General features: G+C 63.6%; 11 protein-coding genes. 4 read left to right on the top strand and 7 right to left on the bottom strand.

Annotated features, from left to right (window positions below):
• Positions 1–107: 107 nt before the first annotated feature.
• The 4 genes from ACYVOC_RS16060 to dacB all read right to left on the bottom strand — a co-directional run bounded on the left by ACYVOC_RS16060 (position 108) and on the right by dacB (position 3,961).
• Positions 108–785: an OmpW/AlkL family protein gene (locus tag ACYVOC_RS16060; protein WP_233521169.1), complete on the bottom strand. Its 678-nt coding sequence runs from the start codon at positions 783–785 to the stop codon at positions 108–110.
• Between the two features lie 21 nt (positions 786–806).
• Positions 807–1,949: an SGNH/GDSL hydrolase family protein gene (locus tag ACYVOC_RS16055; RefSeq protein ID WP_116005206.1), complete on the bottom strand. Its 1,143-nt coding sequence runs from the start codon at positions 1,947–1,949 to the stop codon at positions 807–809.
• Positions 1,950–2,148: 199 nt separating this feature from the next.
• A complete protein-coding gene (locus ACYVOC_RS16050; protein ID WP_347708424.1) occupies positions 2,149–2,547 on the bottom strand; it encodes a lipase family protein in 399 nt (132 codons plus the stop codon).
• A gap of 10 nt (positions 2,548–2,557) precedes the next feature.
• Positions 2,558–3,961: a D-alanyl-D-alanine carboxypeptidase/D-alanyl-D-alanine endopeptidase gene (gene dacB / locus ACYVOC_RS16045; protein ID WP_233521261.1), complete on the bottom strand. Its 1,404-nt coding sequence runs from the start codon at positions 3,959–3,961 to the stop codon at positions 2,558–2,560.
• A 189-nt stretch (positions 3,962–4,150) separates the two neighbouring features.
• Between dacB and tsaB the strand changes: the two genes are divergently transcribed.
• From tsaB to corA, 4 genes are all read left to right on the top strand, one after another.
• Positions 4,151–4,855: a tRNA (adenosine(37)-N6)-threonylcarbamoyltransferase complex dimerization subunit type 1 TsaB gene (gene tsaB / locus ACYVOC_RS16040; RefSeq protein ID WP_116005208.1), complete on the top strand. Its 705-nt coding sequence runs from the start codon at positions 4,151–4,153 to the stop codon at positions 4,853–4,855.
• 3 nt (positions 4,856–4,858) lie between these two features.
• Positions 4,859–5,341: a ribosomal protein S18-alanine N-acetyltransferase gene (rimI, locus tag ACYVOC_RS16035; RefSeq protein WP_116005209.1), complete on the top strand. Its 483-nt coding sequence runs from the start codon at positions 4,859–4,861 to the stop codon at positions 5,339–5,341.
• Positions 5,338–6,084, top strand: a complete 747-nt coding sequence (locus tag ACYVOC_RS16030) for a uracil-DNA glycosylase family protein (protein WP_116005210.1) — start codon at positions 5,338–5,340, stop codon at positions 6,082–6,084. Before rimI ends, ACYVOC_RS16030 begins: the two co-directional genes overlap by 4 nt.
• 186 nt (positions 6,085–6,270) lie before the next feature.
• Positions 6,271–7,260, top strand: a complete 990-nt coding sequence (gene corA, locus ACYVOC_RS16025) for a magnesium/cobalt transporter CorA (RefSeq protein WP_116005211.1) — start codon at positions 6,271–6,273, stop codon at positions 7,258–7,260.
• A 56-nt stretch (positions 7,261–7,316) separates the two neighbouring features.
• On the opposite strand, the gene ACYVOC_RS16020 is transcribed toward corA, so the two are convergent.
• From ACYVOC_RS16020 to pntB, 3 genes are all read right to left on the bottom strand, one after another.
• Positions 7,317–8,066, bottom strand: a complete 750-nt coding sequence (locus ACYVOC_RS16020) for a 5'-methylthioadenosine/adenosylhomocysteine nucleosidase (protein ID WP_116005212.1) — start codon at positions 8,064–8,066, stop codon at positions 7,317–7,319.
• A 74-nt stretch (positions 8,067–8,140) separates the two neighbouring features.
• Complete coding sequence (locus tag ACYVOC_RS16015; RefSeq protein ID WP_461162439.1) at positions 8,141–9,820, bottom strand: long-chain-fatty-acid--CoA ligase; 1,680 nt, start codon at positions 9,818–9,820, stop codon at positions 8,141–8,143.
• Positions 9,821–9,911: 91 nt separating this feature from the next.
• On the bottom strand, positions 9,912–11,330 hold the full coding sequence (gene pntB, locus ACYVOC_RS16010; RefSeq protein WP_461162443.1) for a Re/Si-specific NAD(P)(+) transhydrogenase subunit beta: 1,419 nt from the start codon (positions 11,328–11,330) through the stop codon (positions 9,912–9,914).
• Positions 11,331–11,348 lie beyond the last annotated feature (18 nt).

Below are 11,348 nucleotides of genomic sequence, written 5' to 3'. Positions count from 1 at the left end.
AGCATGACGAACATGCTCCCTTTTTACCTGCCCGGGGTAAGCTGCCGTCTTAACTGACTGGCATTGGCCTCCAAGGCGGTTTTTTGTTGTGCGAACCGACCTTAAGGTCAAAAACGATAGCCGATCCCGACGGTAAATGTGTTGGGGTTGAGCTTGACGTCGATATGCTGTCCGGTCGAGAGCGTGTTGCGCGTCTTGACGAAGGTCTTGTAGTACGCAAGGTCTACGAACCAGCGGTCGTTCAAGGCGATGTTCACGCCGATCTGCGGCGTGAGACCGAACTTGGATTCTGCGCTGAGCAGTGTAGGGTTTGCGGGGGTCCCGCCGGTCAGGCCGGTCAAGGCCGCCGTGCCGCGTTCCTTGAAGAACTTGGCATAGGTCAGCCCCAGGCCCACGTAGGGGCGCACCTTGGCGTCAGCCTCCAAAAAGCGGTACTGCGCAAATACGGTGATGGGCAGTGCCTTGACCTCCCCGATCTTGCCGACACCCGCAATCGCTCCGGCGCCCACGGTATCGTGCTTGAAGGGCAATGCCAGGGGCACATCGACGGCCCAATGGTTGGTGACCATGTAGGTGATACCGCCAGACAGCTGCGTGTCTGCCAGTACATCGACCTTGGTGCCAGTAAAGCTCGGGGCCGACAGGTCACCACTGCTGACCTGGGGAGAAATATGCGTCACGCCGCCACGCACCAGCCAGCTACCGACGGTTTGCGCCTGTGCCATGCCAGCACAAGCCAGCAGGGCGGCGCCGGCGATCCAGACGATGGTTTTGTTGGTTTTCATGGATGTTCCTTGCAACGACATTTACAGCCAGCCTGCCTGGGCCAGCGAACGCGAAACCAGCTGGCTCAGCAACTGATGGCCATAAGGAGTGGGGTGGAAACTATCGGAGAAGGCATAGGTCTTCCACCAGTCAGCTCCACCCGTGGCGCCGACTGGCGGCGTCATGGCCGATAGCGCTGCGGCAGTGCAGGTGGGGAAGGTGTATGTGGGCAAACCATCGCCACCCACGCCGGTGATCGGGCAAGCCGTGCCCTTGGCATTGGTCAGGCCAAATTGCTCGGGTTTCGCGACCTGGTCGTTCAGCGAGGTGTAGAAGTCCACCACCACCACCTTGCTGTTGCCGGCAAAGCGGGCAGCCAACTGCTTGTTGAATGCCTCGACCCAGGCTTTCACCAACCCCTGCACCTGTGCACTGGTTGCAGCACCTGCCGTGGCAGCGATGCCACCGAGCAACTGTTGCAGGCGCGGCGTCTGGTCGATGCCAGGCATGTTCAGCACGGCCACGCGCATCGCGCCCTTGTTCAGTGCATTGGTGTCAATGGCGCCATGGAACTTGTCGGCCAAGGCCATCATGTAGGCGCCCCCCACCTGGGCCATTCCCGCGGCTCCACCGGCCAGCGCTGCATCCACCGTAGCGGGCGGCAGCAGGGTCTTGAGTACGGCGCTGTAGCTGGCACCACCGTCCTTGGAGGCTGAGAGGTATGCGCCGACCAGATCGGCTGCATCATTGCCGCCGCCGTCGATCAGCAGCAGGTCACTGGCGGCAAAGCCTTCAGCGCCCGCGTCACTGATCTGTTGGGTGATCGATACGGGCGATGTCGGTGCCGTGAAGTTGTTGATACGCCCGCCGCCCACCGCATAGTTGGTGCAGCCGCTTGCGTTGTTGAACGCGGTGCCCGTAAACACGTAACGCGGGCACAGCGTGGTGCCGTAGCTGCTGGCAATGCGCTCGGGCCAGATAGGCGTGGAGCCAGCGCCCGTAGGTGCGTCTCCTTGCACGGTGAACTTGAGCCCGAAGGTGCCGCTGTCGGCCAGGCTGTCACCCATGACCTTGATGGTCTTGACCGGTGCCACCGGCTCGGTATCCGATCCGCCACCGCCACAACCGGCCAGCACCCACGCTGCCGCCAGAGAAATCCACAATGCCTTGCGCTGGTAACCCATGCTTTTCACTCCTGAAAATGAAAAATAGAACGCCCGTTCTATTTGTCGCAAATGTTACAGCGAGGCGTCTGGAAATTTTAGCGGGTAAGTACGGATGTGGTTTTGCACCTACGGCACACCGCCCACCGTCGGCGTGCAAATCGGTGGTGGGCGACGGCAGGCAGATGCAAGCCTGAAAAAGGCCGTTGTGCGGCTTATTTCACCGCATCGAACAGCGCACGCGCCTGCGCATGGCAGAACGGCGGCTCATAGGTACCGTGGTAACTCCCGTAGTAGGCGGCAAACGCCGCCGAAGCCGGATCGGTAGGGGCCTTTCCACCAGGTAGGGTACGAAAAACTGAAAGTCGGCAATGGCATCGGGCAGCTTGAGCGATCCCGACAGGTTGTAGGGCCCGGCCAGGTGGGCCCCCGCCGCCACGTTGAATTCGGAAGCATGGTCCCGCTCGGCCGCCCGCTGGGCCGCCATGGAGGCATGTCCTCCCTGCGAATAGCCTGTGGACATCACCTTGCCCGACAGTCTGGCCCCGACCGAAGGCGCTGCAGCGCGTGCGGCGCGGATGGAGTCGATCACCGTGCGCGCCTCCGAATCAGCATGCAAACAGGGGGCACTACGGAGTGCCCGCCGTCCAGTCGATCAGAGCGTCGAGCACAGGCCGTGCAGCCACCGCCTGGGCATGGTTGACGATCGCCACCAGCACATAGCGGCGTCCATCGTCTGCATGCACATACCCAGCCACGGCCAGCACATCGCGCAAGCTGCCGGTTTTGAGGTGTGCACTACCCGTGCGGCTTTTGCTGCGCCGCAGGGTGCCGTCGATACCGGCCACCGGCAGGGAGGCCACCAGCTCCGGCATCACGGGCGACTGCCATGCCGCCTGCAGCATGCGGCCCAGTGCCTGTGCGCTGATCCGTGCCTCGCGGCTCAATCCAGCGCCGTTGTCGGTGATGGGCTGTCCCTCAGTACCAAAACGTTGCCGCCACCATTGGCGCAGTACCTCGCGGGCACCGTCCCAGGTGGCGACACCGTTCTTTTGCAGCGCCGGCGTCAGGAAGACGTGCTGGGCCATGACGTTGTTGCTGAACTTGTTGACGTCCCGCACCACCTCGGCCAGCGCCGGCGAGGTCGCGCTAAAGACCGGCTGCAGCCCGGCAGGCACCTTGCCGTCACGCACACTGCCGGTGAGCTTGCCCCCCAGCGTGCGCCACATGCCTTCCACAGCACGGGCGGCAAAAGCCTGCGGGTCGGCATAGGCGACGGCCCAGCTACGCTCGCCACAGGCAGCAGGGTAAGCGCCCTGGAAGACGGTACGCACCGGATCGCTCAGGTCAGCACGCAGCGCCCCGCGCCAGTCACCACAGCCCGCACCGGGAGTGGCCAGAGCTACGCTTTCCGGACGCTGGACGCCCGACAGCGGCGGGTCGTACTGGATGTGCGCCACCCCTGCGCCGGGATCGGGCACAAAGCCCATCACCACCGACTTGAAGTTCACCAGCAGCGCATCGGGCGCGGCATTGTAGGGGCGCAGGGGCTCGCCATCGAAAAGCGCTGGATCGTGCCCGGCCAGATCGAAGGCGCTGCGGTCCAGAACGATGTCGCCTACGATGACCTGGATGCCCTGGCCTTGCAGGCGCCGCAGCAGCAACCACAGGCGCTCCATGACCAATGTGGGGTCTCCCTGCCCCCGGATGTAGACATTGCCCTTGAGGCTGCCACCCCGCACCACCCCCTCCACATACACCGGCGTACTCCAGGTGTATGCCGGGCCCAGCTGGTCCAGTGCGGCGTAGGTAGTCACCAGCTTCATGACCGAGGCCGGGTTCACCGGCACCTGGGCACGGTACGACAGACGCGCAGGCGCCCGGCTGTCCTGGGCATCGACCACGAGCACCGACAGCGCATCGCGCGGCAGCCGCGCGCGGGCCAAAGCGGCCTCCACTGCGGGCGGCAAAGGGCCGGGGGTTGGCGCCGCCAGCGGCTGGGCTCCCGCCAATCCGGCAGCGGCCACCAGCATCACACACAAAGACCGCAGGTACGGCAGCAAACAGCGGCAGGGCACAGGATTCATACAGCAAGTCTATCGCCCCGTCCGCAGATAATTGACCCCTGCATGCTTCTCCCCGCACCCGCTTCGCGGCGCGATCGAGTGCGGGTATCCTGCGGGGTGTTGCGCGCCCGGGGCGTGCCTTCCCTTTTCGGCTCCATGAATTTTCTTGCCTTCGACACCAGTACCGAGACCCTGTCCATCGCCGTGCAGCGCGGCGATCGCGTGTGGGAACACAGCGGCCCGGGCGGTGCCCAGGCTTCGATCAGCCTCATCGCGGGCGTGCGCAAGCTGCTGGACGAGGCCGATCTGGACCTGGGGCAACTCGACGCACTCGTTTTCGGGCGCGGACCGGGCTCTTTCACCGGCCTGCGCACCGCCTGCGCCGTGGCACAGGGGCTGGCCTGGGGTGCCAACGCAGGGCGCGGTATTCCCGTGCTGCCCATCGATACCCTGGCCGCCGTGGCCGAGCAGGCGCGCCACGCGCACGGTTGCTGCGATGTGGTGGCGGTGCTGGACGCCCGCATGAACGAGGTCTATGTGGCCCACTACCAATGGCAGGCAGGCGCATGGCAGAGCCGAGACACGCTGGGCCTGAGCGCCCCCGAAGGGGTGCAGGTTGCGCCCGGCTGGACCGTGGCGGGCAATGCCCAGGGCGCCTATGGCGAGCGACTGGCCCCCGGTGCGCACCATGTGCATGCCCTGCCTACCGCCACGGCCCTGCTGCGCCTGGCGCCCAGCCTGCTGGCGGCGGGCCACGCCGTGCAGGCTGCAGGGGCCCTGCCGCTCTACATCCGTGACAAAGTAGCCCAGACCACGGTCGAGCGTGCGGCGGTCAAGGCGGCGCAGGTAGCGCCGGCATAAGCCATGAGTGCGTCTGCCTTGTCCTTCGCCCACAACACGCCTCCCGCGCGTTTCGAGTCGCTGACGCTGGCCCGGCTGGACGCCTTGCTGGACGTGGAGCAACGCGCCCACCCCCACCCCTGGACGCGCGGCAATTTCATCGACGCCATGGCCAGTGACTACCAGATTCAGCTGCTGATGGGCGATGAGCAGATCCTGGGCTATTTCGTCGGCATGTTGGGCGTGGATGAGGTGCATTTGCTGAACCTGACCGTTGCCCCCGCCTTCCAGCGCCAGGGCTGGGCGCAGGTGCTGCTGGACGCCCTCGCCCTGTGGTCGCGTGGGCAGGGAGCCCAGTGGCTGTGGCTGGAGGTGCGGGTCAGCAACCAGCGCGCACGCCACATCTATGAGGCCAACGGTTTCCGGCGCGTGGGCGAACGCAAGCGCTACTACCCTTCCACCACCACCGAGCGTGAAGATGCCGTGGTGATGAGCCGTCCGCTATGAACATGCCTCTCGACGCTCGCCAGCGGGCCATGCTGCAGGAAATGGGGGTCCGCGTGTGGTGGCCCGCGCAAGCAGACACCCCCGTGGTCGCTGCCGCAGCGGCTTCGCCCGTGGTGGCGGCACAGCCCCCGCCTGCAAAGGAAAGCCCGCCACCCCCTGCGCAGTCCCGGGCACGCCCACCGCAGGCACCGGCCGCCGCCGCGCCAGACCCCGCCCCCGCTTCTCTGGGGTGGGTGCTGCACCCACCGCGCGCGCTGTTCCCTGGGGCAGACCCGCAGCACACCCCGTCCGCGCTGGGCGCCTGCTGGCTGGTAGTGACCGAAGGTTCGCCGCACGACGACCCTTTCGCCGGGGATGCTGGCCGCCTGCTGTGCAATATGCTGCACGCCCTGCAATTGCACCGGCATCCGCGCGTATACCTGTGCGCACTATCGCCACCGGCCACCGCCACCGCCACCGCCACCGCCGATGCCGATCCTGCCGACAAGGCCTTGGCCCAGGCCATCGCCCGCCTGCACCCGTCGGTGCTGTTGCTCCTGGGGCGGGGCGCAGCCCACACCGTTCTGCAGCGCAGTGTCCCCCTGGGCCAGTTGCGGGGCCAGGCCCACTCGGTGGCTGGGGTTCCTGCTGTCGTGACCTACGATGCACCGTACCTGCTGCGCGCCCCCCATGCCAAGCCCGGAGCCTGGGCCGATCTGTGCCTTGCCCGCAGCCTGGCGCAAACACCAACGACTTCGGCTTGACGGCCCGCGCATCGACCGTGCCCGGCATGCAACCGTCACACTGCGGTGCGATAATCACCGGTTCAGATTTTGGAGAACATTCCATGGAAGCCTATCCCAGTCGATAGCTTTCAGCTCCCAGGCCATTGGCGGGGCTGAAAGCGACCCAAGCCCCCGCTGTCAGCCGCCATACACAGGGAGTGAGCCATGCTCAACATCTTCACGCTTGCCAATGGGCGCCTCGTTCAGGAAGAGATCGAGTCGCTCGAAGAGCTGTCCAAATTCCAGCCCATCTGGGTGGACCTGGAATCTCCGACGATCAACGAAAAACGCTGGGTCTCGCAGTATTACGGCCTGTCCATTCCCGAAGATGCGATGGACGAGGACATCGAAGAGTCGGCGCGTTTTTACGAAGAAGACAACGGCGAGTTGCACATCCGCAGCGACTTCCTGATCGACGACCACGACAAGCCGCGCTCGGTGCGCGTGGCCTTCATTCTGAACCTGACCAATCCCAACCTGAAAAGCAAGGGTGTGCTGTTCTCGATCCACGACGAGGACGTGCCGGTCTTTCGCCTGCTGCGCCTGCGTGCACGCCGCGCACCGGGCCTCATCGAGGACGCCCGCGAGGTGCTGCTCAAACTGTTCGACGCCGACGCAGAATACTCGGCCGACACACTCGAAGGCATTTACGACGACCTGGAAAAGGTGAGTACCCAAGTGCTATCGGGCGATGTGACCGACGAACGCGCGGGCGAGGTGCTGGGCGCCATTGCACGCCAGGAAGACTTGAACGGGCGCATCCGCCGCAACGTGATGGACACACGCCGCGCCGTCAGCTTCATGATGCGCAGCAAAATGCTCAACGCCGAGCAGTTCGAAGAAGCCCGGCAGATCCTGCGCGACATCGAATCGCTCGACAGCCACACCGCCTTCCTGTTCGACAAGATCAACTTCTTGATGGATGCCACGGTCGGTTTCATCAACATCAACCAGAACAGGATCATCAAGATCTTTTCGGTGGCCAGCGTGGCCCTGCTGCCGCCTACCTTGATTGCCAGCATCTACGGCATGAACTTCAAGTACATGCCCGAGCTCGACTGGAGCCTGGGCTACCCCTACGTGCTGACGCTGATGGTGGCCAGCGCGCTGGGGCCGATGTGGTATTTCAGAAAGCGTGGCTGGCTCAAGGGATAGTTTTAAGCAAAATTAGCCTCTAACGCCCTACTGACAAGCGTTAGCAGCTTCTTTTTTTATAGCGATTCCAGCAAACTGCGGACGATGTGGTCTGCATAGCGGCTGGCTACAGTCTGGATGAACACGGGGAAGTCCACATGGGCATCGTCGTCGGCCCGGTCCGAGATGGTGCGCACAGCGGCAAACGGCACAGCATAGTCCAGGCACACCTGGGCCACGGCGGCGCCTTCCATCTCCACCGCCAGCACATCGTGCCCAGCCGCCACCAGCGGTTCGCGCAGCGCACGGGACACCTGGGCACAGGTCACAAAGCGGTCACCGCTGGCCATCAGCCCCTGATGCAAGCGCGGAGGAATCCCGTCTGAATGGATATAAAAACCAGCTCCAGCGCCTACCAGACAAGCGCTGACAGCTCTCGAAAGATGAGCAGACAACCCCGCATCGCAGGGCAGGCGCACGCCCGCGTAGCCCGGCACCAGCCAGCGCTCGAACAGGGGCGAAGCGTCCATGTCGTGCTGCACATAGTCGTGCGCCACCACCACATCACCCACGCGCACGCCTTCGCCCACACCACCCGCCACACCGGTGAAGACAATGCGCGCCACGCCAAAGCGCTCCACCAGCGCGGCGGCCGTGGTTGCCGCTGCCACTTTGCCAATACCCGAGAGCGCCAGCACCACGGGCTTGCCATGGAGATCACCCCGCCAGAAGGTGCGGCCCGCATGCACGAGCCTCTGGGGCTTCTCCAAATAGCCCAAAAGGCCGGACTGTTCTTCGGGAAGGGCGCTGAGGATGGCTGTGGTCATGGGGGCTCCGGAAATGCAAGAAGCGGCCAAAGCCGCTCCATGATTGTGGCGCACCGGGGCCCTGGCCCCTTGGCTCACTTCTTGTCGCGCAACTCGCGTCGAAGGATTTTGCCCACAGGGGTCTTGGGCAGGTCTTCGCGGAACTCGATCACGCGGGGCTGTTTGTAGCCCGTCAGGTTGGCGCGGCAGAATTCGCGCACCTGCGCTTCGGTCAACTCCGGGTCTTTCCGGACGATGACCAGCTTCACCGCTTCGCCCATCTTCTCATCGGGGACGCCAACCACGGCACATTCCATCACGCCCGGCATGGCCGCCACCACTTCCTCCACCTCGTTGGGGTAGACGTTGAAGCCGCTGACCAGCACCATGTCCTTTTTGCGGTCTACGATCTTGAAGTAGCCGCGCTCGTCCATGATGCCGATATCGCCCGACTTGAAGAAGCCGTCTTCGGTCATGACCTTGGCGGTCTCGTCGGGGCGCTGCCAGTAGCCAGCCATCACCTGCGGGCCCTTGATGGCGATCTCGCCGGGCTGTCCCAGTGTGGTGACCTCGTGGCCATCGTCGTCCAAGAGTTTCAGGTAGGTGCTGGGCAAGGGGACACCGATGGTGCCGGAGAACTCTTTGATCGTGACCGGGTTGCAAGTGGCCGAGGGACTGGTCTCCGACAGGCCATAGCCCTCGCAGATGGGGCAGCCCGTCTTCTCCAGCCAGAGCTTGGCCACGGCGCCCTGCACGGCCATGCCACCGCCCACCGACACCTTGAGGTGGCTCCAGTCCACCGTATTGAAGTCCGGATGGTTGGCCAGCCCGTTGAACAAGGTGTTCACAGCGGGAAAACTGTGGAAACGCTGCTTGGACAACTCCTTGAGCACGGCGGGCAGATCACGCGGATTGGGGATCAGCAAGGTCTTGCCGCCCATGCGCATGGACAGCATCATGTTCACCGTGAACGCGAAGATATGGTAGAGCGGCAGCGCGCAGATGCTGGTGGGCTGCTCGTTGGCCGGCACCAACTTCATCACCGGCGCATTCCACACCTCGGACTGCAGCACGTTGGCAATGATGTTGCGCTGCAACAGCACCGCACCCTTGCTCACCCCGGTGGTGCCGCCGGTGTATTGCAACAGGGCGATATCATCGGGCTTGATGTCCGGTTTTTTGAGCGTGCCGCGCGTGCCTTGTGCAACGGCCTCATTGAAGCGCACAGCTCCTGGCAGGTTATAGGCGGGCACCATTTTCTTGACGTTGCGCACCACGTAGTTGACCAGCGCACCCTTGAGCAGGCCCAGTTGGTCGCCCATGGCACACAGCACCACATGCTTGACGGGCGTGTGGGTGATGCACTGCTCCAGCGTGGTCGCAAAGTTCTCGATGATGACGATGGCCTTGGCGCCCGAGTCCTTGAGCTGGTGTTCCAGCTCGCGCGGCGTGTACAAGGGGTTGACGTTCACCACCACAAACCCGGCCCGCAGGATGGCCGCCACTGCCACCGGGTACTGCGGCACGTTGGGCATCATGATGGCGACGCGGTCACCCCGGGCCAGACCCAGGCCCTGCAGGTAGGCGGCAAAGGCCTTGCTCAGCGAATCGGTCTGGCCGTATGTGATCTCCTTGCCCATGAAGCTGTAGGCCACGCGGTCGGCATACTTGCTGAAGGCCTCCTCCATCAGCGCCACGAGGGACGGATATTGCCCGGGGTCAATGTCAGCGGGTACGCCAGACGGGTAGCTCTTGAGCCAAATGCGGTCGGTCATCTCCAGGTCTCCTGTTATGTTTTTCGCGTATTTTTGACCGCGCCAGAAATTCCGCACGATCGTACTTTTCTGTCGCGGAAATTATGCCCTGTCAGCTCTTGAGCGCGACCAGCACCTCATCGAGCATTTTCTTGGCGTCGCCAAACAGCATGCGGTTGTTTTCCTTGTAGAAGAGCGGGTTGTCCACGCCCGCATAGCCCGAGGCCATGGAGCGCTTCATCACGATCGAGGTCTTGGCCTTCCACACTTCAAGCACAGGCATGCCGGCGATGGGGCTCGATGGGTCGTCCAGCGCGCTGGGATTCACGATGTCATTGGCACCGATGACCATGACGACGTCGGTGTCGGGGAAGTCATCGTTGATCTCGTCCATCTCCATCACGATGTCGTAGGGCACCTTGGCCTCGGCCAGCAGCACATTCATGTGGCCCGGCATGCGCCCGGCCACCGGATGAATGCCAAACCGCACATTCACGCCTTTTTCACGCAGATGCTTGGTGATCTCGAACACGGTGTGCTGGGCCTGCGCCACCGCCATACCGTAGCCCGGAACAATGACCACACTCTTGGCCTCGCGCAGCAGCTCCGCCGTTTCCACAGCGCTCACCGGTACCACCTCACCCGCAGGCTGCGCCGCATCGCCGGCACCTTTGGGGGCGGTGGCCACGGTGCCAAAGCCACCGGCAATCACGCTGAAGAAGCTGCGGTTCATGGCGTTGCACATGATGTACGACAAAATTGCACCGCTGGAACCCACCAGCGCGCCCGTCACGATCAACAAATCGTTGCTCAACATGAAGCCCGTAGCCGCTGCCGCCCAGCCTGAGTAGCTGTTGAGCATGGACACCACCACCGGCATGTCTGCACCGCCAATGGCCATCACCATATGCACGCCAAACAGCAGGGCAACCACCGTCATCACAATCAACGGCAGCATGCCCGCCTCGGGCGTGGCGGCGTGCAAAAACTCGCTGCCAAAGTAGACCACCACCAGCAGGGCAATCAGGTTCAGTACATGGCGTCCGGGCAACAGCATGGGACTGCCACCAATGCGGCCCGACAGCTTGCCAAACGCCACGATAGAGCCGGAGAACGTGATGGCACCAATGAAGATGCCAATGTAGATTTCCAGCGCATGGATGGCGTGTGCCGCACCCGTCAGGTCGGCCGAGGCGCTGGGATCCACAAAGGTGGCAAAACCCACCAGCATGGCCGCCAAACCCACCATGCTGTGCATCAAGGCCACCAGCTCGGGCATCTGCGTCATCTTCACCGTGCGCGCTGCATACAGGCCGATACTGCCGCCCACCAACACCGCGCCAATGATCCACGGAATACCGGCCAGAGTGACGCTGGGGCCAAACACGGTGGCCAGCACCGCCAGGGTCATGCCCACGATGCCGTAGAGGTTCCCGCGCAGTGCGGTAGCCTGGTTGGAGAGGCCGCCCAGACTCAAGATAAATAAAATCGTCGCCCCAATGTAGGCGACTGTTGCCAATTCAGTTGTGATGAACATGCATCGCCTCTC

Source organism: Simplicispira piscis, from assembly GCF_054783455.1.
The sequence above is the reverse complement of the archived record's forward strand: the minus strand, read 5'-3'. Positions and strand labels throughout refer to the sequence as shown.

Excerpts from the sequence above, each read along its gene's own strand:
- ACYVOC_RS16060 (WP_233521169.1), bottom strand. The coding sequence starts at position 785 with ATGAAAACCAACAAAACCATCGTCTGGATCGCCGGCGCCGCCCTGCTG.
- ACYVOC_RS16055 (WP_116005206.1), bottom strand. The coding sequence starts at position 1,949 with ATGGGTTACCAGCGCAAGGCATTGTGGATTTCTCTGGCGGCAGCGTGG.
- dacB (WP_233521261.1), bottom strand. The coding sequence starts at position 3,961 with ATGCTGGTGGCCGCTGCCGGATTGGCGGGAGCCCAGCCGCTGGCGGCG.
- tsaB (WP_116005208.1), top strand. The coding sequence starts at position 4,151 with ATGAATTTTCTTGCCTTCGACACCAGTACCGAGACCCTGTCCATCGCC.
- rimI (WP_116005209.1), top strand. The coding sequence starts at position 4,859 with ATGAGTGCGTCTGCCTTGTCCTTCGCCCACAACACGCCTCCCGCGCGT.
- ACYVOC_RS16030 (WP_116005210.1), top strand. The coding sequence starts at position 5,338 with ATGAACATGCCTCTCGACGCTCGCCAGCGGGCCATGCTGCAGGAAATG.
- corA (WP_116005211.1), top strand. The coding sequence starts at position 6,271 with ATGCTCAACATCTTCACGCTTGCCAATGGGCGCCTCGTTCAGGAAGAG.
- ACYVOC_RS16020 (WP_116005212.1), bottom strand. The coding sequence starts at position 8,066 with ATGACCACAGCCATCCTCAGCGCCCTTCCCGAAGAACAGTCCGGCCTT.
- ACYVOC_RS16015 (WP_461162439.1), bottom strand. The coding sequence starts at position 9,820 with ATGACCGACCGCATTTGGCTCAAGAGCTACCCGTCTGGCGTACCCGCT.